The 24116-nt window shown below is 72.4% G+C and carries 19 protein-coding genes and 2 pseudogenes; 14 read left to right on the top strand and 7 right to left on the bottom strand.

Annotated features, from left to right (window positions below; all coding sequences use genetic code 11):
• Position 1: 1 nt before the first annotated feature.
• A complete protein-coding gene (ccrA, locus tag E4N62_RS10260) occupies positions 2 to 1339 on the bottom strand; it encodes a crotonyl-CoA carboxylase/reductase (RefSeq protein ID WP_184901410.1) in 1338 nt (445 codons plus the stop codon).
• A gap of 435 nt (positions 1340 to 1774) precedes the next feature.
• Positions 1775 to 2584 carry a TetR family transcriptional regulator gene (locus E4N62_RS10265; RefSeq protein ID WP_230213611.1) on the bottom strand — a complete coding sequence of 270 codons (810 nt, stop codon included), beginning with the start codon at positions 2582 to 2584 and terminating at the stop codon, positions 1775 to 1777.
• Between the two features lie 36 nt (positions 2585 to 2620).
• On the opposite strand from E4N62_RS10265, the gene E4N62_RS10270 reads away from it, so the two are divergent.
• Positions 2621 to 2800, top strand: coding sequence for a hypothetical protein (locus E4N62_RS10270; protein WP_230213612.1), 180 nt, complete (start codon positions 2621 to 2623; stop codon positions 2798 to 2800).
• Positions 2801 to 3058: 258 nt separating this feature from the next.
• On the opposite strand, the gene E4N62_RS10275 is transcribed toward E4N62_RS10270, so the two are convergent.
• Positions 3059 to 4882, bottom strand: a complete 1824-nt coding sequence (locus E4N62_RS10275; protein ID WP_230213613.1) for a 3-hydroxyacyl-CoA dehydrogenase family protein — start codon at positions 4880 to 4882, stop codon at positions 3059 to 3061.
• 399 nt (positions 4883 to 5281) lie between these two features.
• Between E4N62_RS10275 and E4N62_RS10280 the strand changes: the two genes are divergently transcribed.
• Positions 5282 to 5857, top strand: coding sequence for an adenylosuccinate lyase (locus E4N62_RS10280; RefSeq protein ID WP_184901415.1), 576 nt, complete (start codon positions 5282 to 5284; stop codon positions 5855 to 5857).
• 82 nt (positions 5858 to 5939) lie between these two features.
• Here the strand turns inward: E4N62_RS10280 and E4N62_RS10285 are convergent, their stop codons facing one another.
• The 3 genes from E4N62_RS10285 to E4N62_RS10295 form a co-directional block, all read right to left on the bottom strand.
• Positions 5940 to 6470 carry a GNAT family N-acetyltransferase gene (locus E4N62_RS10285; RefSeq protein WP_230213614.1) on the bottom strand — a complete coding sequence of 177 codons (531 nt, stop codon included), beginning with the start codon at positions 6468 to 6470 and terminating at the stop codon, positions 5940 to 5942.
• A 67-nt stretch (positions 6471 to 6537) separates the two neighbouring features.
• Positions 6538 to 8109: an alpha/beta hydrolase gene (locus tag E4N62_RS10290; RefSeq protein ID WP_230213615.1), complete on the bottom strand. Its 1572-nt coding sequence runs from the start codon at positions 8107 to 8109 to the stop codon at positions 6538 to 6540.
• Positions 8110 to 8258: 149 nt separating this feature from the next.
• Positions 8259 to 9302, bottom strand: a complete 1044-nt coding sequence (locus E4N62_RS10295; RefSeq protein ID WP_230213616.1) for an Rv2578c family radical SAM protein — start codon at positions 9300 to 9302, stop codon at positions 8259 to 8261.
• A 254-nt stretch (positions 9303 to 9556) separates the two neighbouring features.
• On the opposite strand from E4N62_RS10295, the gene E4N62_RS10300 reads away from it, so the two are divergent.
• The 11 genes and pseudogenes from E4N62_RS10300 (at position 9557) to E4N62_RS10350 (ending at position 23166) form a co-directional block, all read left to right on the top strand.
• A complete protein-coding gene (locus E4N62_RS10300; protein WP_012999610.1) occupies positions 9557 to 10000 on the top strand; it encodes an SRPBCC family protein in 444 nt (147 codons plus the stop codon).
• 177 nt (positions 10001 to 10177) lie between these two features.
• Positions 10178 to 12569, top strand: a pseudogene (locus tag E4N62_RS10305) (MFS transporter).
• Positions 12570 to 12744: 175 nt separating this feature from the next.
• A complete protein-coding gene (locus E4N62_RS10310; RefSeq protein WP_230213617.1) occupies positions 12745 to 15207 on the top strand; it encodes a SpoIIE family protein phosphatase in 2463 nt (820 codons plus the stop codon).
• Positions 15208 to 15317: 110 nt separating this feature from the next.
• A complete protein-coding gene (locus E4N62_RS10315) occupies positions 15318 to 16043 on the top strand; it encodes a class I SAM-dependent methyltransferase (protein WP_230213618.1) in 726 nt (241 codons plus the stop codon).
• A gap of 124 nt (positions 16044 to 16167) precedes the next feature.
• Positions 16168 to 17001, top strand: coding sequence for a M55 family metallopeptidase (locus E4N62_RS10320; RefSeq protein ID WP_230213619.1), 834 nt, complete (start codon positions 16168 to 16170; stop codon positions 16999 to 17001).
• Positions 16994 to 18325: a M20/M25/M40 family metallo-hydrolase gene (locus E4N62_RS10325; protein WP_230213620.1), complete on the top strand. Its 1332-nt coding sequence runs from the start codon at positions 16994 to 16996 to the stop codon at positions 18323 to 18325. Before E4N62_RS10320 ends, E4N62_RS10325 begins: the two co-directional genes overlap by 8 nt.
• A gap of 27 nt (positions 18326 to 18352) precedes the next feature.
• Positions 18353 to 20335, top strand: a complete 1983-nt coding sequence (locus E4N62_RS10330) for an LpqB family beta-propeller domain-containing protein (protein ID WP_230213621.1) — start codon at positions 18353 to 18355, stop codon at positions 20333 to 20335.
• 32 nt (positions 20336 to 20367) lie between these two features.
• Positions 20368 to 21297, top strand: a complete 930-nt coding sequence (locus tag E4N62_RS10335) for an LD-carboxypeptidase (RefSeq protein WP_230214080.1) — start codon at positions 20368 to 20370, stop codon at positions 21295 to 21297.
• Positions 21298 to 21376: 79 nt separating this feature from the next.
• Positions 21377 to 21625: a lipopolysaccharide assembly protein LapA domain-containing protein gene (locus tag E4N62_RS10340; RefSeq protein ID WP_230213622.1), complete on the top strand. Its 249-nt coding sequence runs from the start codon at positions 21377 to 21379 to the stop codon at positions 21623 to 21625.
• A gap of 26 nt (positions 21626 to 21651) precedes the next feature.
• Positions 21652 to 22223 (top strand): annotated as a pseudogene (locus tag E4N62_RS10345) (GNAT family N-acetyltransferase).
• A 46-nt stretch (positions 22224 to 22269) separates the two neighbouring features.
• Entirely contained in the window at positions 22270 to 23166 is an 897-nt protein-coding gene (locus E4N62_RS10350) for an arginase family protein (RefSeq protein WP_230213623.1), read from the top strand.
• A 3-nt stretch (positions 23167 to 23169) separates the two neighbouring features.
• Here E4N62_RS10350 and E4N62_RS10355 read toward each other — a convergent pair whose 3' ends face one another.
• Positions 23170 to 23523 (bottom strand): VOC family protein, encoded by a 354-nt coding sequence (locus E4N62_RS10355; RefSeq protein ID WP_230213624.1) that lies wholly within the window; start codon positions 23521 to 23523, stop codon positions 23170 to 23172.
• 89 nt (positions 23524 to 23612) lie between these two features.
• On the opposite strand from E4N62_RS10355, the gene E4N62_RS10360 reads away from it, so the two are divergent.
• Positions 23613 to 24101, top strand: a complete 489-nt coding sequence (locus tag E4N62_RS10360; protein ID WP_230213625.1) for a phage holin family protein — start codon at positions 23613 to 23615, stop codon at positions 24099 to 24101.
• Positions 24102 to 24116: the final 15 nt, after the last annotated feature.

Consider the following 24116-nt stretch of genomic DNA (forward strand, 5'->3'; position numbering starts at 1 on the left):
CTCAGATGTTCCGGAAGCGGTTGATGGCGTCGATGTGCTGGGCGCGCTTGGCGTGGTCGCGCACACCGAGGCCCTCCTCGGGGGCGAGCGCGAGGACGCCGACCTTGCCCTGGTGGAGGTTGCGGTGCACGTCGTACGCGGCCTGCCCGGTCTCCTCCAGGGAGTAGACCTTCGACAGCGTCGGGTGGATCTTGCCCTTGGCGATCAGGCGGTTGGCCTCCCAGGCCTCGCGGTAGTTCGCGAAGTGGGAGCCGATGATCCGCTTCAGCGACATCCACAGGTAGCGGTTGTCGTACTCGTGCATGTAACCCGAGGTGGAGGCGCAGGTGGTGATGGTGCCGCCCTTGCGGGTGACGAAGACGCTCGCGCCGAAGGTCTCGCGGCCCGGGTGCTCGAAGACGATGTCGATGTCCTCGCCGCCGGTCAGCTCGCGGATGCGCTTGCCGAAGCGCTTCCACTCCTTGGGGTCCTGGGTCTGCTCGTCCTTCCAGAACTTGTAGCCCTCGGCGTTGCGGTCGATGATCGCGTCGGCGCCCATGGCCCGGCAGATGTCGGCCTTCTGCTCGCTGGAGACGACACAGATCGGGTTGGCGCCGCCGGCCAGCGCGAACTGCGTGGCGTAGGAGCCGAGTCCGCCGCTGGCGCCCCAGATCAGCACGTTGTCGCCCTGCTTCATGGCGGCGCCGTTGCGGGAGACCAGCTGCCGGTACGCGGTGGAATTCACCAGACCCGGTGCGGCGGCCTCCTCCCAGCTGAGGTGGTCGGGCTTCGGCATCAGCTGGTTGGACTTGACGAGCGCGATCTCGGCGAGGCCGCCGAAGTTGGTCTCGAAGCCCCAGATCCGCTGCTCGGGGTCGAGCATCGTGTCGTTGTGGCCGTCGGAGGACTCCAGCTCGACGGAGAGGCAGTGCGCGACGACCTCGTCACCGGGCTTCCAGGAGTTGACTCCGGGGCCGGTGCGCAGCACGACGCCCGCGAGGTCGGAGCCGATGATGTGGTACGGCAGGTCGTGACGCTTGGCCAGCTCGCTGGTGCGGCCGTAGCGCTCCAGGAACCCGAAGGTGGACAGCGGCTCGAAGATCGAGGTCCACACGGAGTTGTAGTTGACCGAGGAGGCCATGACGGCCACCAGTGCCTCGCCCGGGCCGAGCTCGGGCACCGGGACCTCGTCCAGATGGATCGACTTGCGCGGGTCCTTCTCGCGGGTCGTCATGCCCGCGAACATCTCCGTCTCGTCCTTGTGCACGGTGATCGCGCGGTACGACTCGGGGAGCGGCAGAGCGGCGAAGTCGGCGGACGTGGAGTCCGGCGACTGGATCGCGTCCAGGATGTCCTTCACGGTGGTGCCTCCGGCGACGAGCGTCCTCGCGGGAAGACGCTGTTGAGGGTTACGTCGGGTGCTGCTGCTGGGTGGTGATGCCGTCGGTTCGGCGGAGGTGGTGCTTCGGCGGCGCTGTGTGTGGCGCGGAGGGTTGCCTGTGACGCAGGCGTCCGGGCGCGCGGACCGAGGTCTGCGGGGACAGCCGGCGTACGGGGTTCATCCGCACTCCGGCCGCCCGGACTCCTTCAACGTATGGCACGCCGTGTCACCCCGCAAGGCACCGAGTGCCAGAAAGTTCGCTCAGGTGAAATCTTTACGTAACACCTGAGCGATGATCGATCAAGCGAGCGTGGAAAAGGTGCTCTGACGTGCCAAAACGGCCACCCCGTGGGGTGGCCGTTCTCACAGTTACCGTTGAGTAGATCGAGGTTTCGAGCGCGGTTCCAGGACGGATCAGCGGTCGCGGAGCGCCTCTTCGATGGTCCGCATGACCTCGTCCAGCGGGGCGTCGGTGCGGGCGACGGTCACCAGGACCTCGCCGTGCGTGGACGTCGTCGCGGCGGCCGGCTCGGGCGCCAGGGTGCGGCCCGCGCCGATGCCCGTGCCGAAGGTCTTGCGGACGATGGCGAAGGCGTGGTCGAGCTGGGTCTCGACGTCGCCCTGTCCGCCGGATCTGAGCCACCGCCGCAGCACGTGGTTGTGCGCGGTGACCACGGCGGACGCGGCCACCTCGGCGAGCAGCGGGTCGTCGTTGCCGGCGTCGTGGTGGGCGTGCTCGTCGAAGTGGCCCAGCAGATAGCGGGTGAAGAGGCGCTCGTAGCGGGCCACGGAGGCGATCTCCGCCTCCCGGAGGGTGGGGACCTCACGGGTCAGCTTGTAGCGGGCGACCGAGATCTCCGGCCGGGCCGCGTACATCTTCATGACCTCCTTGATCCCGCGGCACACCGTGTCGAGCGGATGCTCGTGCGGGGGCGCCGCGTTGAGCACCGCCTCGGCGCGGATCAGGGTGTCGTCGTGGTCCGGGAAGATCGCCTCTTCCTTGGAGCGGAAGTGGCGGAAGAAGGTGCGGCGGGCGACCCCGGCCGCCGCCGCGATCTCGTCGACGGTGGTCGCCTCGTACCCCTTGGTCGAGAACAGCTCCATGGCCGCGGCCGCCAGTTCCCTGCGCATCTTCAGGCGTTGGGCGGCGGCACGACTTCCCGCGGCGCTCTCCGGAGCGTCGGGCGCAGCTGGTGTACGTGAGGACTTGGCGGGCTGGGACATGCCCCGAACGTACTGCATCCGTGCAGGAGAGTGCGCGTGAGCGGCCATCGTTCCGCCCGGCCGGGACCGGGGCGGGACCAGGTCGGCGGGGAGGGGCCGGGCGCGGAGACGGCGGACCGGGACGCCGAGGGGCGGCTGCCCGGGCCGAGCAGACCGCCCCAGTCCGCCTCGGCCGCCGGACCGACGGAACGGCTCGGACCGACCGCCGACTTTTAAGCACGGCCTGTGCCTACCGCCGACGGTGCGGGAGGGCCTGTGCCGGCCGCCGGCGTTCCGGGACGGTTTGCAGCCGTCGGCCGAGGCCCCGGTCCGGGCTCCGCCGGGCGGCGCCCCGGCCCGGTCCTTGTCGTCGGCCCGTCCGACGGCGCGCCGGTCGGCGCCGGGGACGCCCGGTCCGTCGTCGCCGGGCCCGCCCGGCGGGGCGACGGCGAGGACGCGGGGCCCCCGGCCGTGCCGAGCTCGTCGCCCGTCCCGTCAGCGCTTGGCATGTTCGCGGAAGCCGCGGCCCGTCTTGCGGCCGAGGCAGCCCGCGGCCACCAGGTGCTCCAGCAGCGGCGCCGGAGCCAGTCCCGGGTCACGGAACTCGCGGTGCAGCACCTTCTCGATGGCCAGCGAGACATCCAGCCCGACCACGTCCAACAGCTCGAACGGGCCCATCGGGTAGCCGCCGCCCAGCTTCATGGCCGCGTCGATGTCGTCCAGCGTCGCGTAGTGCTCCTGCACCATCTTGATCGCGTTGTTCAGGTACGGGAACAGCAGCGCGTTCACGATGAACCCGGCCCGGTCGCCGCAGTCCACCGGGTGCTTGCGGACCTTCGCGCACAGCTCGCGGACCGTGGCGTGCACGTCGTCGGCCGTCAGCACCGTACGGACCACCTCGACCAGCTTCATCGCCGGCGCCGGGTTGAAGAAGTGCATCCCGATCACGTCCTGCGGACGTGAGGTGGCGCGGGCGCAGGCGACGACCGGCAGCGAGGAGGTGGTGGTGGCGAGGATCGCGCCCGGCTTGCAGACCTTGTCGAAGGTCGCGAACAGCTGCCGCTTGACCTCCAGGTCCTCGGCCACCGCCTCCAGCGCCAGATCGACATCGGCGAAGGCGTCGTAGGAGCCGGCCGGAGTGATCCGGTCCAGGGTCTCGGCGGCGGCCTCGACCGTCATACGCCCCTTGTCGACGGAGCGGGCCAGCGACTTGCCGATCCGCGCCTTCGCGGCCTGCGCCTTCTCCTCGCTGCGGGCGGCGAGCACGACCTCGTACCCGGCCTTCGCGAACACCTCGGCGATCCCGGACGCCATGGTGCCGGAGCCCGCGACACCGACCGAGCGGACGGTGCGCCCGGCGACCGTGGCGACCCCGTCCCGCGGCGTCAGCGCGTCCGGCACGACCGTGGCGGAGCCGGGCGCCTCGTAGGAGTAGAAGCCGCGCCCAGACTTGCGGCCGGTCAGGCCCGCCTCGCTGAGCTGGCGGAGGATGGGCGCCGGTGCGTGCAGCCGGTCGTGCGAGGCCGCGTACATGGCCTCCAGGACCGTGCGCGCGGTGTCGACGCCGATGAGGTCCAGCAGCGCCAGGGGGCCCATCGGCAGCCCGCAGCCGAGCCGCATGGCCGCGTCGATGTCCTCGCGGGAGGCATACTTGGCCTCGTACATCGCGGCGGCCTGGTTGAGGTACCCGAACAGCAGCCCGTCGGCGACGAAACCGGGCCGGTCGCCGACCGCGACCGGCTCCTTGCCCAGGTCGAGGGCGAGATCCGTGACGGCCGCGACGGCCTGCGGCGCGGTCAGCACCGAGGAGACGACCTCGACCAGCTTCATGGCGGGCGCCGGGTTGAAGAAGTGCAGACCGAGGACACGCTCCGGACGCGCCGACTCCGCCGCCAGCCGGGTCACCGACAGGGCGTTGGTGCCGGTGGCGAGCACGGCCTCCGGCCGCACGATCGCGTCGAGTTCACGGAAGACCTGCTGCTTGATCTCGTACGACTCCGGGACCACCTCGATCACCAGGTCGGCGTCGGCCGCGGCCTGGAGGTCGGTGAAGGTGCGGAAGCGGGCGAGGGCGTCACCGCGCTCCCGCTCGGTGATCCGCCCACGGGTCACGGCGCGCTCGGTCGCGGCCTCCAGGGCCGCGACGGCACGCGCGCCGGCGGCCTCGCTGATGTCGATGCCGACGACCTCGCGGCCGGCCCGGGTCAGCACCTCGGCGATACCGGTGCCCATGGTGCCGAGACCGACCACGGCGATCGTCTGGAACGGGGATTGCGCAGACAGGGGGGACAGCGACGAGTCGGAAAGGGGAGTGGCCATCGCGGGACTCCAGGAATGAGGGTGACGACTGAGGGAAGCGCCGCGGATACGCGAAGAGCGCGCAAGCGGCGCGTGGGGCGCGGGTGTTGGTGATGCCGGGCTGATGAACGCACACGCCCGGTGCCGTCGCCGCGGGGCGTGCACACGCCCGGGGAACGGCTGAACCGACCGGCCCTGTCCCGAGGCCGAGCCGTACTGGTACGCGGACATCGAAACTCCGGGTACCGAACCGACTGTGCTCACGACGGCTGCGTCACCAAACCGTCGAGAGCGAACACGAGTGGGTAACTCGCTCGTCTGAGCTTAACCGGTGGGTAACGAGCGCGCCAGCCCTCGTGTTTGTGACGTACGTCCCGAAGGGTGTTCGCGAAGCGCGTTCACGCCCGTACGCTCGGTCGCATGGACGAGGAGTTGCGATCACTCACGGAGCGTGTGCGGGGCGAGTCGGGAGGCTCGGCGGAATGGGAGCGGCTCGTCACGACCGAGTCCACGGACGAGCTGGCGGCGGTGCTCACCGAAGCCGGGAAGCCGCTGTGGGCGCGGGAGTTGGCGGCGTTCAGGCTGGGGGTGGCGGGGGACCGCCGGGCCTTCGAGGCGCTGGTCCTGCTCCTCAATCACCGCGATCCGCCGCGGTGCGCCTCCGCCGCGTACGCGCTGGCCCGGCTCGGCGACCCGCGCACCGCGCGTGCGGCCGCCGCCCTCGCGACGAACGAACTCCGGGTCGCCTATGCCCTGCACCCCGTGCGGTTGCTCGTCGAGCTCCGGGCGCCCGAGGCGGTGCCGGCGCTGATCACCACGCTCCGGCGCCGCCTCGGTCCGCACGACCCCTACCGCCGGGTGGCGCTGGCCTGTGTGGAGGGGCTGGGGGCGTTGGGGGACAGCAGGGCCGAGCCCGTCCTGAAGGACGCCCTCGCCCATCCGAGGCTCGCGGAGGCGGCGGTGCGGGCGCTGACGCGAATCCCCCGCCAGCGGTAGCGCTCCGCTTTGGGGGCCACTTTTCAGGGCCGTGGTTCAGCTGCGGGCCGGTGGGGGCTGATCGCGCAGTTCCCCGCGCCCCTCAGCGGGGTCGTGTGTAACGAACCTCGGGAACTTCCACCCCCTCCACCTCGAAGGGTTCCTCCGTGCCGTCCGGCGTGAAGCCGTGGTGTTCGTAGAAGCGGCGGGCCCTGACGTTGTCCTTCAGCACCCACAGGAGCATCCGGTCGTGGCCGGCGGCCGCGCAGCGTTCGGCGGACGTACACAGGAGCGCCGCGCCGACCCCGCCGCCCCAGTGCCCGGGGTGGACGTAGAGCGCGTACAACTCGGCGTCCCCGGTGCGGACTTCGCCGTCGCGGTAGGGGCCGTACGCCGCCCAGCCGACGATTTCGCCGGCCCGCTCGGCGACCAGGTTCACCACCGGGTTGCCGGGCTTCAGGAGCAGCTCGCGCCGTCGTTCCGCGTCCTCGGTCACCCGCATCGCGTCGAGGTACGACTGGGGCACGAGCCCGGCGTACGCCGTCCGCCAGCCCGCCACCCGTATCTCCGCCACGGGACGGCAGTCGGTGAGGGTCATCTCGCGGATCCGCAGGTCATGGTGGGTGTCGTTCATGGCGGCACCCTAGGCCCGGCGGCCGTGGGAGTCCCGTGGTTTTCGGTGGGCCTCCCACGGCCGGGGCTCAGCCGCGGAAGCCCAGCAGGCCGTGCAGCGTCGAGCCCCGGGACGAGGCGGACGCGGCCCGCTTGCTCAGGGGCTTGGGGTCGGGGAGCTTCGCGCAGACGGCGTCGACCTCGCCCGTGCCGCGCGGCACCCTGCCGTCGGTCAGGTACGCCGCCAGGTGCTTGTCCAGACAGGTGTTGCCGCTGAGTGAGATGCCGTGGTTCCCGCCGCCCTGCTCGACCACCAGGCTGGAGTTCCGCAGCAGCTGGTGCGTGGCGACCCCGCCCTCGTACGGGGTCGCGGCGTCGTCCGTCGCCTGGAGGATCAGGACGGGCGGCAGCTCGGTGTTGGAGACGTCCACCGGATCCAGGGCCTCGGTCGGCCAGAACGCGCAGGGCGCGTTGTACCAGGCGTTGTTCCAGGTCATGAAGGGCGCCTTCTCGTACGCCGTCCAGTTGTCGTCGCGCCACTCGGCCCAGTCGCGCGGCCAGCGCGCGTCGCGGCACTGCACCGAGGTGTAGACGCTGTAGCCGTTGTCACCGGCCGCGTCCGCGGCGCCGAAGTTCTCGTAGGCCTCGACCAGCGGGTCGTCGTTCTTGTTCTTCGCGTAGGCGGCGAACGCCTCGGCGAGATGGGGCCAGTAGCCGTCGTAGTAGCCGCCGGGCATGAAGGTGTCCTCCAGTTCGGAGGGGCCCACCTTGCCGTCCGCGGGTTTGCGGGCCAGCGCCGCCCGCATGGCGTACCACTTGGCCTCGATCTTCTCCGGGTCGGTGCCGAGCCGGTACGTCTTGTCGTTCTTGGCGATCCACGCCATCAGCGCCCGGTGGCGGTCGTTGAACGCGTGGTCCTGGCGGAGGTTGTCGTCGTACCAGACGCCCGACGGGTCGACGACGGAGTCCAGCACCGCGCGCCGCACCCGGTGCGGGAACAGCTTGGCGTAGACGGCGCCCAGATAGGTGCCGTACGAGTACCCGAAGTAGTTGATCTTCTTGGCGCCGAGGGCCGCGCGGATGGCGTCCATGTCCTTGACCGAGCTGACCGTGTCGATGAACGGCAGCACGTCCGCGTACTTCTTCGCGCAGGCGTCGGCGAAGGCCTTGGCGCGCTTGAGGTTGGCCCGCTCGGTCTGCGCGTCGGCCGGCAGGGAGTCGGGGCGCACCGGCCCGAAGTGTCCGGGCCGGCAGTCGAGCGCGGGCTTGCTGGCGCCGACGCCGCGGGGGTCGAAGCCGATGACGTCGTACTGCGCCGCCACCTTCTTCGGCAGCGAGGACGCGACGAATCCGGCCAGGGTACGGCCGCTGCCGCCGGGGCCGCCAGGATTGACCACCAGGGGACCCTGGTACTTCTTCGCGGTGTGCGGGACGCGGGACAGGGCGAGCGTGATCTTCCTGCCGTCCGGCTCGCCGTGGTTCAACGGCACTTTCAGGGTGGTGCACTGGAGCGTCGGATAGTCGCCTGTGGCGCACTTCTTCCAGGCGAGCTTCGCCGTCGGCGCGGCGGCGAGGGCGCCACTCGCGCCGGCCGGGACCGCCGTGACCATTCCGGCCAGCACGGCGGCGGCACCGCACAGAGCGGCTGCGCGTTTCTTCATCAGTCAGGCCTCCCAGGACGGAGGATCGCGGGCCGTGCAGACCACGGCCTTCGTCGCATCGTCCCGGAGCGGGCCGCCGAAGGAACTCGTGCCGGTGAGAGTTGACCCGATCGGGGGCGCGAGAAGCGTCCGGATGCCCTGAGGGAGGGTCAGAGCAGCGTCAGCTGCGTGGGTTCCGGGTCCCGGACCGGCTCCGGCGCGACCGGCTCGCGCGCGGGTGCCCGTCGCGGCAGCTCCGCGCGCCGGGGTCCCATGCCGTACTCCTGTGCCAGCTCGTGGACCTGACGGGTGATCTGCCGCTGGTACCACTTGGGGGCGTAGGCGCCCTCCGCGTACAGCAGTTCGTACCGCCGTACGAGATGGGGGTGGTGGCGTTCCAGCCAGGCCATGTACCACTCGCGGGCGCCGGGCCGCAGATGCAGCACCAGGGGGGTCACCGAGGTGGCGCCGGAGGCGGCGATCGCCCGCACGGTGGCGCGCAGCCGGTCGGGGTGGTCGCTGAGGAAGGGGAGCACGGGGGCCATCAGCACGCCGCAGCCGATGCCGACGTCGGTGAAGGCCCGCACCACGTCGAGCCGGCGCTCGGGGGCGGGGGTGCCCGGCTCGACCGTGCGCCACAGCTCGGGGTCGGTGAAGCCGACGGAGACCGAGATGCCGACCTCGGTGACCTCCGCGGCCTGTCGGATCACATCCAGGTCGCGCAGGATCAGCGTGCCCTTCGTCAGGATCGAGAAGGGGTTCGCGTGATCGCGCAGGGCGGCGATGATGCCCGGCATCAGACGGTAACGGCCTTCGGCCCGCTGGTAGCAGTCCACGTTGGTGCCCATGGCGATGTGCTCGCCGTGCCAGCGCGGTGAGGCGAGCTGCCGGCGCAGCAGGTCGGGGGCGTTGATCTTCACCACGATCTGGGAGTCGAAGTCGAGGCCCGTGTCGAGGTCCAGATAGCTGTGGGTCTTGCGGGCGAAGCAGTAGACGCACGCGTGCGTGCAGCCCCGGTAGGGGTTCACCGTCCATTCGAACGGCATCCGGGAGGCGCCCGGCACCCGGTTCACGATCGTCCTGGCCCGGACCTCGTGGAATGTCATGCCGCGGAACTCGGGAGTGTCGAAGGTGCGGCTCGTCACCATGTCCGCGCCGAACAGCGCGGCGTCCCGGGCCGGGGCGGGGTTCTCGGCCAGATGGTCCCAGCGCATGGACGCCTCCTCGGTTGCTCTCGCCTCAGAATAGAACACATGTTCCCTTGATCGTGCGAACTGGTTTTCGAACATCGTGTGGAGGTCTCGTCGGGGGCCCTCGGGCCGTCCGCTCCGGGCCCTTGACGCCGTCCGCTCCGGGTCCCCGGGGCCGTCCGCCCCGGGCCCATCGGGCACCCCGATTTGGGCCCTCCGGCCGGGGGGTGGTTGGCTTTCCGCACATCCCCGAGTTACCAAGTGCTGGAGGAAGTGCAATGGCGCAGGTCGAGGCCACGACCGAACGAGTCGTAGCGGCGGACGCGGAAACGGTGTTCGACACCCTGGCCGAGTACAACGGCGCGCGCGAGAAGCTGATGCCGCAGCACTTCAGCGAGTACGAGGTGCGCGAGGGCGGCGACGGCGAGGGCACCCTCGTCCACTGGAAGCTCCAGGCCACCAGCAAGCGCGTCCGCGACTGCCTCCTGGAGGTCACCGAGCCCTCCGACGGCGAGCTCGTCGAGAAGGACCGCAACTCCTCCATGGTCACCGTCTGGCGGGTCACCCCGGCCGGTGAGGGCAGCTCCCGCGTCGTCGTCACCACCACCTGGCAGGGCGCCGGCGGCATCGGCGGCTTCTTCGAGAAGACCTTCGCCCCCAAGGGCCTCGCCCGGATCTACGACGCCCTGCTCGCCAACCTCGCCGCCGAGGTGGAGAAGTAGCACGGAGCGAGCGGTACGCCCGGCCCAACGGGCGACCGCCCGGGGCGCGTTGCCGTCCTCACCGGTTCGAGTGGATCTCCTTGACGCTCCCCGGAATGCCGTAACTCGCCGCACTTGCCGACAGTTGCCGCTTGACGCGGGAATTGTGCGGTAAGTGCGACGAGGGGAGCGGTACGCATGGGCGCGACCACACTGGTGAAGGACGAGCCGACCACCACACCCGCTCCACCGCCACCGGCGGACGGGCCTGCCCGGCTCGGCCCGTACCGCGTCCGGCTGGTCTTCTCCGCCCTGCTGCTCGTCCTGCTCCTCGCCGCGCTGGAGCAGATGGTCGTCGCCACCGCCCTCCCCGAGATCGTCGGGGAGCTGCACGGCGCGGACCGACTGGCCTGGCCGATCACGGCCTATCTGCTCACCGCCACCGTCACCCTCCCCGTCTACGGCAGGCTCGGTGAACTCCACGGCCGCAAGGGCGTCCTGCAGTGCGCGCTCACGGTCTTCGTGGCCGGCTCCGCGCTCGCCGGGTTCTCCCGGAGCATGGACCAGCTCATCGCGTTCCGCGCGCTCCAGGGCGTCGGCGCGGGCGGCCTCATGATCGGCGTGCAGGCGATCATGGCCGACATCCTGCCGACCCGGAACCGGGGGCGCCGGCTGGGCCTGGTGGGCGCCGTCTTCGGCCTCGCCTCCGTCGCGGGCCCGCTCCTGGGCGGCGTGCTCACGGATCACGTCGGCTGGCGGTGGTGCTTCCACCTCAACGTGCCCGTCGGGCTCCTCGCGCTGGCCGTCGTCACCTTCGCGCTGAGACTGCCGCCGTCCACGGCCAAGGGGCGCCTCGACGTCGTGGGGGCGGTGCTGCTGGCCACCGCCTCGACCTGCGCCGTCCTGCTGGCCGGTTGGGGCGGCACCACCTACGCCTGGACCTCACGGCCCGTCCTCGGCCTCGCCGTCGGCGCGGTCGCCGCGACCGTGCTCTTCCTGGTCGCCGAGCGGTTCGCGCCCCAACCCCTCGTCCCCCTGCGGCTGTTCAGGGACCCGGTCTTCGTCGTCACCGGCCTGGTCGGGATCGCCATCGGCACCGCCCTCTTCTGCGCCGCCGGTTACCTGCCGACCCAGCTGCGGATGGTGGGCGGGATCTCCGCCACCGAGGCCGGGGTGCTCATGCTGCCGATGACCGCCGGCATCGTCGGCGCGTCCGTGGTCTCCGGCCGGCTCATCGACCGCACCGGCCATTACCGGACCTACCCCGTCCTCGGCTGCGCCCTGACCGCGCTCGGCGTGTGGCTGCTGTCCCGTCCGGGGACGGACGCGCCCCGGCTCCAGTTCGGCATCTGGACCGCCGTCCTCGGCGCGGGCATCGGCATGGTGATGCCGGTCCTGATCCTCGCCGTGCAGAACTCCGTGCGCCCCGCCGACATCGGGCCCGCCACCGCGGCCGGCAACTACCTCCGGCAGGTCGGCGGCGGCGTGGGCGTGGCCGCCTTCGGCGCGCTCCTCACCGCCCGGCTGACCGACCGCCTCCCCCAGCGCCCGGGCGCCGTGCTCCCCGACCCCGGCTCGCTCACCCCGGACCTCGTCCACACCCTGCCGAACCCCCTGCGCGAGGCCTACGTCCAGGCGTACGCGGACGCCATGCCGGGGATCTTCCAGTACCTCACGCCGGTGCTCGTCCTCGGGCTCCTCGTCGCCTGCTTCCTCAAGCAGAGGACACCGGTGCCCGTCGACGAGGTGCCCGCCGACCCGGCCCCGAGCCCGAGCCGACGGACACGCCCCCGTCCAGATCCCGCAGGCCCGTTCGCCGTACGTCCCCGGCGTCGCCGTCCCCGTCCGCGGCACGGTCCGACACTCCGACGGCAGGGTCGTGACCCGGGCCGCGCTCACCCTCATCGACGCCGGGGGCCGGCAGACCGGGCGCGGCGGCAGCGGCGACGACGGGCGATACGCGCTGTCCACCCCGGGGCCGGGCGCGTACGTGCTGATCGCGGCCGCCGGGGGCCACCAGCCGCAGGCCGTGAGCGTCACCGTCGGGGAGGTCCCCGTCGAGGTCGACATCGTGCTCGGCGGCGCGGGCCGCCTGGCCGGGACGGTACGCACGGCGGACGGCCGGACGGTGAGCGACGCGACCGTCACGCTCACCGACGTCCACGGCGAGGTCGTCGTGACGACCCGCAGCGGGGAGCGGGGCGAGTACCTCGTCACGGAGCTGGTCGCGGGCGAGTACACCCTCGCGGCGGGCGCCCACTCCTACCGGCCGGCCGCGCTGCCCGTCACCGTCCGGGCCGCCCGCGAGACACGCCAGGACATCGAGCTCGCCGGGGGCGCCGTCCTGCGGGGCACGGTCCGCGCCGGGGGCGGTCGGCCGGTGGAGGACGCGCGCGTGACCCTCCTCGACGCCGCCGGGAACGTCGTCGACACGGCGACCACCGGCATCGACGGGACCTTCCGGTTCGTCGACCTGTCCTGCGGCGAGTACACGGTCGTCGCCACCGGCTATCCACCCGTCGCTACCGTGCTCCAGGTCGCTTCCGGCTCCAGGACGGAACAGGACCTCCACCTAGGCCACGCGGACTGAGGCGCCGGGCACTCGAGGGCGCGCGGACCATCGTGCGTCGCCCGTGTGGCCTGCGCGTGCGCCGGAGGCTCCCAGGGAGCAATTCGCGTATTGCCACACATCGCAACGCTACGCAGCCGTACGGTAGTGAGGGCGGCGCAGATCTTGCGAGCCATGGGAAGAAAGGGCCTTGGCCATGGACCGTGGCACCGACACGGGCGCGACTACCGGCCTCGTAGCCGGTGACGAGACGCCGGAACACGCCGCCGCCGGCCGGATTCCCCTGGCCGTCGTCGTGGTCGACCGCGCCGGGCTCGTGTCGCACTGGAGCTCCGGCGCACGCCGGCTCTTCGGCACGACCAAGGACGAAGCGGTGGGCCACCCCGCCCTCGACCTGCTGCCCGTCTCCGGCGCCCTCCCCGACGAGGACGACATCCCGCTCCGCGCGGCCGACGGCGCGTACGACGTCCTCGGCCACGACCTGGGGACCTCGCTCGACGGGCAGCTCTCCTACCCGGCGGCCGGCCGCGCCCGGCTCACCGTGCCCGGCCGCGGCAGGATCGACGTCCTGTGGTGGGCGTACCCCCTGGTCGGCCCCGGCCGGGAACGGCTGCTGGTGCTGGCCGCCGACGCGGAGACCCTGCGGCGCGAGGACGGGGCGGACGTCGCCGTCGAGCGCATCGCCCCTGGCTTCGCCCTGCACACCGACTTCCCCGGCGCCGAGGAACTCGCCCGCAGGCTCCCCGAGATCCTGCCCAGCATGAGCGTCGGCGAGGGCGCCCGCATCGTCGCCCAGGTCCTCGAACTGGGCTATCCGGTCCTGGAGTTCAGCCAGAACGACCGGGTGCCCGTGACCCCCGACTGGGGCGTGCCCCGGCGTGCGGAGCGACACGCCCGCCGTGAACGGGCCGCGCGCGCCGTCGCGGAGGGGCTCCCGGTACCGCAGGACACGCCGGACGACGGCGAGGACCTCGAACACGCGGCCGTGCGCGAGCGCCTGGAGTTCCTCAACGAGGTCAGCGGGCGCATCGGCACCTCCCTCGACCTCTCCCGGACCATCGTCGAGGTCAGCAGGGCGGTCGTGCCCCGCTTCACCGACGTCGCCGGCACGTACCTGCGCGAACAGGTCGTCGCCGGTGAGGGGTTCCCGGACGGGGTGCCCGACACGACGACCATATGGCACCGGGTGGCCGTGGAGCACACGGACGAGCCGGGCCGCTGGGACGACGTCGTACCCGTCGGCGAGGCCATGCCGTTCCCGGCGCACACCCCGTTCTTCCAGTGCATGACCACCGGCGAGCCCGTCCTCGTGCCGCGCATCAGCGAGCAGATGGGACACGCGATCGCCGCGCAGTTCGAGAAGCGCGACATCCGGCCGCTGATCACGGGCCGCTCCATGCTGGTCGTGCCCCTGAAGGCCCGCAACGTCGTGCTCGGCTTCATGATCCTGCTGCGCCACCCGGAGCGCGAGGTCTTCGACGACATGGACCGCGTCACCGGCGCCGAACTCGCCGCCCGGGCGGGCCTCGTCCTCGACAACGCCCGCATGTACACCTACCAGGAGAACGTCGCCGAGACGCTCCAGGACAGCATGCTCCCGCAGATCGAGGCCCACATGGCGGGCTGCGACATCGCCACCCGCTATCTGCCGGGCACCCTGCTCGGGCGGGTCGGCGGCGACTGGTTCGACTCGGTGAAGCTGCCGGGCGCCCGCACCGCCCTGGTCGTCGGCGACGTCATGGGCCACGGCCTCAACTCCGCCGCGATGATGGGCCAGTTGCGCACGGCCGTGCAGACCATGGCCGCCCTCGACCTGCCGCCCGCGCAGCTCCTGCGCAACCTCGACGACCTCGCCCAGCGCCTCGGCGAGCACTATCTCGCGACCTGCCTCTACGCCGTCTACGACCCCATCGCGAGCGAACTGCACCTCGCCAACGCGGGCCACATCCCACCCGTGCTGGTCCGCGCGGCGGACGGCCGCAGCGAACTGCTCGACCTGCCCACGGGCGCGCCCATCGGCGTCGGCGGGGTGGCGTTCGAGGCGGTACGCGTGCGCGTGGAGCCGGGTGACCGGCTCGTGATGTGCACCGACGGGCTGGTCGAGATGCGCGGCGAGGACATCGGCGTGGGCCTCGCGACGCTCTGCGAGTCCGCCGCCCACCCGGCCGCCTCCATGGACGACGCCTGCGACACGATCATCCGCGCCCTCAACACACGCGGCGGCCGCAAGGACGACGTCGCCCTGCTGATGGCGCGGCTGAGCGGCATCGAGCCCGAGGACGTCGCCGAGTGGCGTCTCGCCCCCGACCCGGTCGAGGCGGCCCGCGCTCGCGCCGCCGTCCGCGAACAGCTGTCCGTCTGGGGCCTCGACGCCCTCACGGACACCACCGCGCTCCTGGCCGGCGAACTCGTCACCAACGCCGTACGGCACGCGCGCGGGCGCCGGATCGAACTGCGTCTGGTCCGCGGCGACACCCTGCTGTGCGAGGTCTACGACGACGACCCCACCCTGCCGAGCCTGCTCAGCGCGGCACCGACGGACGAGTCCGGCCGTGGACTGCGTGTCCTGACCGCCCTGGCCCGCGAGTGGGGGACCAGCCGGACAGGCGCGGGCAAGACCGTCTGGTTCGAACTGACCCTGCCGAGGCGGCGCGCGTGATCCGAACGCGTGGTGAAGGTACGCGCACGATGCTTGTCTCCGGCTGCCGGGCAGGGTAGACCGAACTGGGCCGTCACAGCGGCGGCCGTGTCGCTGGTCGGGGGTAGGACATGAGCGTGACGAGTCGGTACCGGGACGCCTGGGAGGGGTTCTGGCGGGAGGCCCCCGACGAACCGGGCGCCGTCTTCTGGGACGCGGGACCCGAACGGACCGCCGCCGTCCATCTGGCGCTCTTCGAGCCCTACCTGACCGCGGCGGACCTCCCTCTCGTCGACCTGGGCTGCGGCAACGGCACCCAGACCCGCTTCCTGGCCGACCGCTTCCCCCGCGTCATAGGCGTCGACCTCTCCGGCGCCGCCCTCGACCGGGCCCGCGCGGCCGACCCGGACGGCCGGGCCGCCTACCGTGTGCTCGACGCGGCCGACAAGACGGACGCCGAAGCCCTCCACGCCGACCTCGGCGACGCCAACGTCTATGTGCGCGGGGTCCTCCACCAGTGCGAGCCCGACGACCGTCAACGCCTCGTCGACACCGTCGCCACGCTGCTGGGCGAACGTGGCCGGGTCTGCCTCGTCGAACTGGCCGAGGCCGCGAAGCCCGTTCTCATGGGCCTCGCGGCCGACCCGGCCGGCCCTCCCGCCAAGCTCGCCCCGATCTTCCGGCACGGCATCGCCCCCGGCGCGGTCACCGACGCCGCGGTCCCGGAGCACCTGCGCGCCGCCGGTCTCACCGTGGTGACCAGCGGTGAACTCCCGCTGGTCACCACGGAACACACCGCGGACGGCACCCGGATCGAACTGCCGTCGAGGTGGTACGTGGCGGGCCGCACGGCCTGAGGCCGTGCGTCGCGGGCGGACGGCGAGGTGACGACAGGCCCCGGTCCACGCCTCGGTGGGCCGGGCCGGTGAGAGTTATCCACAGGTCTGCCACGGATCGTCGTGAGCGCGTACGGTTCGAGCCATGAAGATCCTCATCAGCGCCGACATGGAGGGCGCCACCGGTGTCACTTGGCCGGCCGACGTGCTGCCGGGGACACCGCAGTGGGAGCGGTGCCGTTCGCTGTTCACCTCGGACGTGAACGCGGCCGTGCTCGGGTTCCTCGACGGCGGGGCCGACGAGGTGCTGATCAACGAGGCGCACTGGACGATGCGCAACCTGCTGCTGGAGGAGCTGGACGAGCGCGCCCAGATGCTCACCGGCCGCCACAAGGCGCTGTCCATGGTGGAGGGCGTCCAGCACGGGGACGTGGACGGTATCGCGTTCGTGGGCTATCACGCGGGCGCCGGGATGGAGGGAGTCCTCGCCCACACCTACCTGGCGAACTCCATCACCGGGGTGTGGGTGAACGACGAGCGGGCCAGCGAAGGGCTGCTCAACTCGCATGTGGTGGCCGAGTACGGGGTACCGGTGGTGCTGGTGACCGGCGACGACGTGGCGTGCGAGGACGCCCTGGGCTATGCGCCCGAGGCGCTCAAAGTGGCGGTCAAGGACCATGTGTCGCGGTACGCGGCGGTGTGCCGCACCCCGGCGAGAACGGCCGCCGACATCCGCGCGGCGGCGAAGGAGGCCGCGGCGCTCGCCGTACGGCACGCACCGGTCAGGGGCGGCCCGTTCACCGTGGCGCTGGAGTTCGACGCCGAGCATCTGGCGATGGCCGCGACCGTGGTGCCCGGGGTGGTCCGTACCGGTGAACGCAAGGTCGCGTACACCAGCCCGACGATGTACGAGGGAATCCGCACCTTCAAGGCGGTCACCACGATCGTCTCGGCCGCGGTGGAGGAGACATATGGCTGAGCAGACGGCACCCGCGGACCAGCGGGCGCTGGACGAGGTGGTCCGCTTCACCTCCGACCTCATCCGCATCGACACCACCAACCGTGGCGGCGGGGACTGCCGGGAGCGGCCGGCCGCCGAGTACGCCGCCGCCCTGCTGGCCGAGGCCGGCCTGGAGCCCACACTGCTGGAGCGCACCGAGGGCCGGACCAACGTGGTGGCGCGGATCGAGGGCACCGACCCGTCGGCGGACGCCCTGCTGGTCCACGGTCATCTGGACGTCGTGCCCGCCCAGGCCGCCGACTGGACCGTGCACCCGTTCTCCGGGGAGATCCGCGACGGTGTGGTCTGGGGGCGGGGCGCGGTCGACATGAAGAACATGGACGCGATGATCCTCGCTGTCGTACGCCAGTGGGGGCGCACCGGCGTGCGCCCCCGCCGGGACCTCGTGATCGCGTTCACCGCCGACGAGGAGGCGAGCGCCGAGGACGGCTCCGGGTTCCTCGCCGACCGGCACGCCGCTCTCTTCGAGGGCTGCACCGAGGGCATCAGCGAATCGGGGGCCTTCACCTTCCACGACGGCGGCGGCCGGCAGATCTATCCGATCGCGGCGGGGGAGCGCGGCACGGGCTGGCTGAAGCTCACCGCGCGCGGCCGGGCCGGCCACGGCTCCAAGGTGAACCGGGCCAACGCCGTGACCCGGCTGGCGGCGGCCGTCGCCCGGATCGGCGCGCACGAGTGGCCCCTGCGGCTCACCCCGACCGTCCGCGCCGCCCTCACCGAACTCGCCGCGCTGTACGGCGTCGAGGCCGACCTCGACGGCCCGGGCGGCGTCGACCGGCTGCTCGACAAGCTCGGCCCGGCCGCCGCCCTGGTCGAGGCGACCGTCCGCAACAGCGCCAACCCGACCATGCTGGACGCCGGTTACAAGATCAACGTGATCCCGGGGGAGGCCGCCGCACGTGTGGACGGACGGTATCTGCCCGGCGGCGAGGACGAGTTCCGGGAGACCCTCGACCTGCTCACCGGACCGGACGTGGAGTGGGAGTACGAACACCGGGAGGTGGCGCTCCAGGCGCCGGTGGACTCCACGACGTACGCGCGGATGCGGGCAGCCGTCGAGGAGTTCGCGCCCGAAGGGCACGTGGTGCCGTACTGCATGCCGGGCGGCACCGACGCCAAGCAGTTCTCGCGGCTCGGCATCACCGGCTACGGCTTCTCGCCGCTGAAGCTCCCCGAGGGCTTCGACTACGCGGCGCTCTTCCACGGCGTCGACGAGCGCGTCCCCGTGGAGGCGCTCCACTTCGGCGTCCGTGTGCTCGACCGCTTCCTGCGGACGGCCTGACCGATGAGACTCGGGGGACGAAGGGACATGGGGGACAAGGTGCAGACCCTGGCGTACGGTTCGTGGCCCTCGCCGATCGACGCGGCGCTCGCCGCAGCGCACGACGGGCATCCCGAGTTCGTGGGCTTCGTCGGCGACGAGGCCTGGTGGACCGAGCCACGGCCCGCCGAGGGCGGCCGGCGCACCCTGGTGCGGCGCACGGCCGACGGCACGGAGGAGTCGGTCCTGTCGGCCCCGTGGAACGTGCGCAGCCGCGTCATGGAGTACGGCGGGCAGGCCTGGACCGCGGTCCCGCGGGACACCGGCCACCTCGTGGTGTTCGTGAACTTCGCCGACCAGCGCCTCTACGGGTTCGAGCCGGGCGGCGAGCCCCGCCCGCTCACCCCGGTGTCGCCGGTCGGCGGCGGCCTGCGCTGGGTGGACCCGAGACCGCACCCGGAGCGGGACGAGGTGTGGTGCGTCCTGGAGGAGTTCACCGGCGAGGGGCCCACCGACGTCCGCCGGGTCGTCGCCGCCGTACCGCTGGACGGCTCGGCGGCCGAGGACCGGGGTGCAGTACGGGAAGTCGCCGACGACAGCCGGCGGTTCGTCACCTGCCCCCGGCTCTCGCCCGACGGCCACCGTGCCGCCTGGCTCGCCTGGGACCACCCCAGGATGCCCTGGGACGGCACGTCGCTGCTGGTCGCCGAGGTGACCGAGGACGGCGTGCTCGGCACGCCCCGGACCGTCGCGGGCGGTCCGGAGGAGTCCGTCGCCCAGGTCGACTGGGCCGCCGACGGCACCCTCGTGTATTCCAGCGACACCACCGGCTACTGGAACCTCTACCGCCTCGACCCCGACGGCGGCGACCGCACGGCCCTCTGTGCCCGGGAGGAGGAGTTCGGCGGCCCGCTGTGGAAGGTCGGCTGGCGCTGGTTCGCGCTGCTGGAGGGCGGGCTGGTCGCCGTGATCCACGGGCGGGGCGCCACCGCGCTCGGCGTCCTCGACCTGGAGACCGGCCAGGTCGTGGACGCGGCCGGACCATGGACGGAGTTCGCGCCCTCGCTCGCCGTGCGCGGCGGCCGGGTCCTCGGCATCGGCGCCAGCCCCCGCAGCGCCTACGAGGTGGTCGAACTGGACGCCGCCACCGGCGACGCCCGGGTGGTCGGAGCCGCGCACGACGACCCGGTGGACCCCTCCTACTACCCCGAACCCCAGATCCGCAGCTTCCTCGGCCCCGCCGGACGCGAGATCCACGCCCACGTCTACCCGCCCCACAACCCCGGCGCCGTCGCCTTCAGCACCGAGCTGCCGCCCTACGTCGTCTGGGCCCACGGTGGGCCCACCAGCCGTGCGCCGCTGGTCCTGGACCTCGCGATCGCCTACTTCACCTCACGCGGCATCGGCGTCGCCGAGGTCAACTACGGCGGGTCCACCGGATACGGACGGGAGTACCGCAACCGGCTGCGCGAGCAGTGGGGCGTCGTCGACGTCGAGGACTGCGCGGCCGTCGCGCTCGCCCTCGCCGACGAGGGCACCGCCGACCGGACCAGGCTCGCCATCAGGGGCGGCAGCGCGGGCGGCTGGACCGCTGCCGTGTCCCTCACCGCGACCGATGTATACGCCTGCGGAACCATCCTGTACCCCATCCTCGACCTCGCGAACTGGGGATCGGGGGAGACGCACGACTTCGAATCCCAGTATCTGGAGACTCTGGTGGGTCCCCTGGCCGAGGAGCCGATGCGGTACGCGGAGCGGTCGCCCACCGAGCACGCCGACCGGATCAAGGCGCCGTTCCTGCTGCTCCAGGGCCTCGACGACGTGATCTGCCCGCCCGCGCAGTGCGAGCGGTTCCTCGCCCGGCTGGACGGGCGGCGGGTGCCGCACGCCTACCTCGCCTTCGAGGGCGAGGGGCACGGCTTCCGGCGGGCGGAGACGATGGTGCGGGCCCTGGAGGCGGAGCTTTCGCTGTATGCACGGGTCTTCGGGTTGAATCCTCCGGGTATCCCAACTCTGGAGCTCGCCAAGTGACACCCGTGATACCAGTGACATCCGTGACATCAGTGACGCCGCTGACCAGACCGGCTCGCCTCGTCCCCGGCGCCCGGGTGGCCGTCGTCGCGCCCAGCGGACCGGTCGCCGAGGAACGGCTCAGCGCCGGGCTGGACCTGCTGCGCGGCTGGGACCTCGACCCCGTCGTCGCACCCCACGCACTGGACCGGCACCCCGAGTTCTCCTACCTCGCCGGCACGGACGCCGACCGGGCCGCCGACCTCCAGAGCGCCTGGTGCGACCCCTCCGTGTCCGCCGTGCTGTGCGCCCGCGGCGGCTACGGCGTCCAGCGGATGGTCGACCTGCTCGACTGGGACGCGATCCGGGCCGCGGGCCCCAAGACACTCGTCGGGTTCAGCGACATCACGGCGCTGCACGAGGCGTTCGCCACCCGCGCCGGACTGGTCACCCTGCACGGCCCCATGGTCGCGGGGGTCGACTTCCTGAAGAACACCCGGGCCCAGGAACATCTGCGCGCCACCCTGTTCTCCCCCGAGTCGGTCCGCACGATCCGGGCCGTCGAAGGCAGCACCGCCCTCGTACCGGGCCGGGCGCGGGGCGTGCTCCTCGGCGGTTGCCTCTGTCTGCTCGCGGCCGAGCTGGGCAGTCCCCACGCCCGGCCGTCGGCCCGGGGCGCGCTGCTCTGCCTGGAGGACGTCGGTGAGGAGACCTACCGCCTCGACCGCTATCTCACCCAGCTCCTGCGCGCGGGCTGGCTCGACGGGGTCGCCGGCATCGTCCTCGGCTCCTGGGCGGAGTGCGAACCGTACGAGAAGGTGCGGGCACTGCTCGTCGACCGGATCGGCGGGGCCGGGGTGCCGGTGGTGGAAGAGTTCGGTTTCGGACATGGGGAAGGGGCGCTGACGATCCCCTTCGGGGTGACGGCGGAGCTGGACGCGGAGGCGGGGACGCTGACGCTGGACGAGCCGGCGCTGACCTGACGACCCGCGCCGCCCCCGGCCGACTGCCCGAGACCCCTCCCACCAGGCGCGTCGGGGGCGCCCGCGTCATTCTGGAGGTATGAGCGCGAAGAAGACGCCACGAGTCGGGACGCACGGGCGGAAGCGATGGAGCGAGACGCTGACCCCCGGCCGGGTCGTCGTGGGCTTGCTCGCCGTCCTCGCGCTCGTCTTCGTCTTCCAGAACACGCAGAGCACCGACATCCAGCTGCTGGTCTCCGAGGTCACCATGCCCCTGTGGCTGGCGCTCCTCGGGACGGGCCTGGTCGGAGCGGTGTGCGGGGCGTACTTCATGAGACGGCGCAGGTGACATCCGCCCCGACGTACCGTGGCGGGGTGTCCGAGAACGTTCGTCATCTCATCGAAGGCCCCCGCGTCGTGATCCGGCGCTTCACACCCGAGGACGGTCCCGAGTTCGTCCGACGGGTGCGGGAGAGCGGGGAGCTGCACCGGCCGTGGCTGTTCCCCCCGGCGACCGAGGCCGCGTACCGCGCCTACGCGGGACGGCTGATCGAGGATCCGACCAAGGCCGGGTTCCTGGTGTGCGAGAGGGGCGGCGGGGGCATCGCCGGCTTCATCAACATCAACAACATCGTGGAGGGCGGCTTCCAGAGCGGCGCCCTCGGCTACGGGGCCTTCGCCCACGCCGCCGGGCGGGGCCTGATGGGGAGGGGCTCGCGCTGGTCGTGGAGTACGCGTTCACCTTCATGGGGCTGCACCGGCTGGAGATCAACGTACAGCCCCAGAACGCCGCATCCATCGCCCTCGCCCGGCGGTGCGGGTTCCGGCTGGAGGGGTTCTCGCCGGACTTCCTGTTCATCGACGGTGCTTGGCGGGACCACCAGAGGTGGGCGCTCACCACGGAGATGGAGCGCCCGGCGCCGGGCGGGGACCGCCTGCCGGAATGATCCGTTCCCGTCCCGGTGGGCGACCGCGTCGCGCAGGATGGGAGCCATGCGGAACATCGTCGTCGTGGACGCTCCCTCCAACCTCGGCCTGCGGCCCCCCGCCCCGGGAACCGTGCCCGGCTGCCACAAGCTCGCCGGCGCGCTGCGCGAACAGGGCATCGTGCGGCGGCTCGGCGCGCTGGAGGGCGGGGTGGTCGTGCCGCCGCGCTACGACCGGGGCGACTGGCAGGAGGGCGACGGCGTCTTCAACGCCGGGGCGATCGCCTCGTACACGCGCAGGCTGGCCGACCGGATCGAGCGGCACGTCCGGGCCGGTGAGCTGCCCGTCGTCCTCGGCGGGGACTGTTCGATCCAGCTCGGCGCCGCGCTCGCGCTGCGCCGGATCGGGCGGTACGGGCTGGTCGCCGTCGACGCCTCCGCCGACTTCCGGCACCCGGGGAACTCCGACCGGCTCGGGGCGGCCGGCGGCGAGGAGCTGGCGCTCGCCACGGGGCGCGGCCAGCCGGACCTGACCGATCTGGAAGGGCTCGGGCCCTATCTGTGCGACGAGGACGTACGGCTCTTCGGCATCCGGGACGCGTTCGAGGACGACCGCACCGAGCTGGCCGCCCTGAAGATCCCCGTCGTGACCGTCGGCGAGCTGCGCACCTGGGGCGCGGACGATCTCGCCCGGGTCACCGCGCTGAGCTTCGAGACGCCCGAACTGGACGGCTTCTGGGTCCACCTGGACGCCGACGTCCTCGACCCGTCCGTCATGCCGGCCGTCGACAGCCCCGACCCCGACGGGCTCCTCCCCGACGAACTGACCGCGCTGCTGCGCCCGTTGGTCCGCTCACCGCACTGCGTGGGCCTCAACGTGACCATCTACGACCCGGATCTGGACCCCGACGGCACGGCGGGCGCGCTGCTCACGGACCTCGTGGTGGCCGCGTTCGCCGCCTGAGGCTCACCCGGCCGTCCGGCGGTCCGCGTACTCGTAGACCGAGCCGTCGGGGTGGACCGCGATCAGATTGCGGCCGACGGGGGTCGGGACGGGGCCGGCCAGCACCCGGGCGCCGGAGGCGGTGAGGACGCGGTTCGCCTCGTCGACGTCCTCGACCGCGATGGTCGCGGCGACCTTGCGCAGGACCTCCAGCTCCGACTCCGGGCCGCTCATCAGCAGGAAGCAGCCGACGGCTGCGACCTGGACGCCACCGCGTTCGAAGCGCATCGCCGGTCCGCCCGAGAGTCTCTCGTAGAACGGGACCGCTGCTTCCAGGTCGTCGACGCAGATGCGGAGCGTGGTGCCGAGAATCTCCATGGTACAGAGCCTAGTTGGGGATCCGCCCCCGGCGCATGCCGCGTTACCGGCCCGCGTTACGCGGACACGGGCGGGGGTACCCGGGCGCAATGGACCGCTTGGATCATCTCGAACATCTGGACAAGCACCTGGTCGACGAGCTGGCGCTGGTGGCCCGCGAGACCATCCGCGACGAGCTGCGGCAGCAGACCCGCAAGCAGCGCCGCAAGGCCGCGCTGTACGCCGCGTCCGGGGCGCTCGCCCTCTACGCGGGTGCCGCCCTCGCGCTGGCCCTCGGGCTGGCCCTGTCGCTGGGCCTGCCGGACTGGGCCGCCGCGCTGATCACGGCCGTGGTGCTCGGTGTGGCGGCGTATGTGCTGCGAAGCGCGGCGCGTCCCTCGGCGTCCCGGCCGACGGCCGAGCACGAGGGCGAGATCGCCGGGGGCCGTGACCGGGTGGTCGGCGGCACGGCGCCGGGGATGCCCCCGGGCAGTACGGGGCCGGCCGGATATCCGCCGGTGCCGCCCGTCGCACCCGGCGGCGCGACCGGTGCGCCGCCCCCGGCCGGCGTCGACCCCGAGGACCCGCGTCACCGGTAGCGGTGAGCGGAGGAA

Source organism: Streptomyces sp. MNU76 (genome assembly GCF_020982545.1).
Lineage (GTDB): Bacteria > Actinomycetota > Actinomycetes > Streptomycetales > Streptomycetaceae > Streptomyces.

Bases quoted from the DNA above. Each gene is read 5' to 3' on its own strand.
- E4N62_RS10325 (WP_230213620.1), top strand. From the start codon at position 16,994: ATGGCTGAGCAGACGGCACCCGCGGACCAGCGGGCGCTGGACGAGGTG.
- E4N62_RS10330 (WP_230213621.1), top strand. From the start codon at position 18,353: ATGGGGGACAAGGTGCAGACCCTGGCGTACGGTTCGTGGCCCTCGCCG.
- E4N62_RS10320 (WP_230213619.1), top strand. From the start codon at position 16,168: ATGAAGATCCTCATCAGCGCCGACATGGAGGGCGCCACCGGTGTCACT.
- E4N62_RS10280 (WP_184901415.1), top strand. From the start codon at position 5,282: ATGGACGAGGAGTTGCGATCACTCACGGAGCGTGTGCGGGGCGAGTCG.
- E4N62_RS10350 (WP_230213623.1), top strand. From the start codon at position 22,270: ATGCGGAACATCGTCGTCGTGGACGCTCCCTCCAACCTCGGCCTGCGG.
- E4N62_RS10295 (WP_230213616.1), bottom strand. From the start codon at position 9,302: ATGCGCTGGGACCATCTGGCCGAGAACCCCGCCCCGGCCCGGGACGCC.
- E4N62_RS10310 (WP_230213617.1), top strand. From the start codon at position 12,745: ATGGACCGTGGCACCGACACGGGCGCGACTACCGGCCTCGTAGCCGGT.
- E4N62_RS10340 (WP_230213622.1), top strand. From the start codon at position 21,377: ATGAGCGCGAAGAAGACGCCACGAGTCGGGACGCACGGGCGGAAGCGA.
- E4N62_RS10265 (WP_230213611.1), bottom strand. From the start codon at position 2,584: ATGTCCCAGCCCGCCAAGTCCTCACGTACACCAGCTGCGCCCGACGCT.
- E4N62_RS10360 (WP_230213625.1), top strand. From the start codon at position 23,613: ATGGACCGCTTGGATCATCTCGAACATCTGGACAAGCACCTGGTCGAC.
- E4N62_RS10300 (WP_012999610.1), top strand. From the start codon at position 9,557: ATGGCGCAGGTCGAGGCCACGACCGAACGAGTCGTAGCGGCGGACGCG.
- E4N62_RS10355 (WP_230213624.1), bottom strand. From the start codon at position 23,523: ATGGAGATTCTCGGCACCACGCTCCGCATCTGCGTCGACGACCTGGAA.
- E4N62_RS10315 (WP_230213618.1), top strand. From the start codon at position 15,318: ATGAGCGTGACGAGTCGGTACCGGGACGCCTGGGAGGGGTTCTGGCGG.
- E4N62_RS10285 (WP_230213614.1), bottom strand. From the start codon at position 6,470: ATGAACGACACCCACCATGACCTGCGGATCCGCGAGATGACCCTCACC.
- E4N62_RS10290 (WP_230213615.1), bottom strand. From the start codon at position 8,109: ATGAAGAAACGCGCAGCCGCTCTGTGCGGTGCCGCCGCCGTGCTGGCC.
- E4N62_RS10275 (WP_230213613.1), bottom strand. From the start codon at position 4,882: ATGGCCACTCCCCTTTCCGACTCGTCGCTGTCCCCCCTGTCTGCGCAA.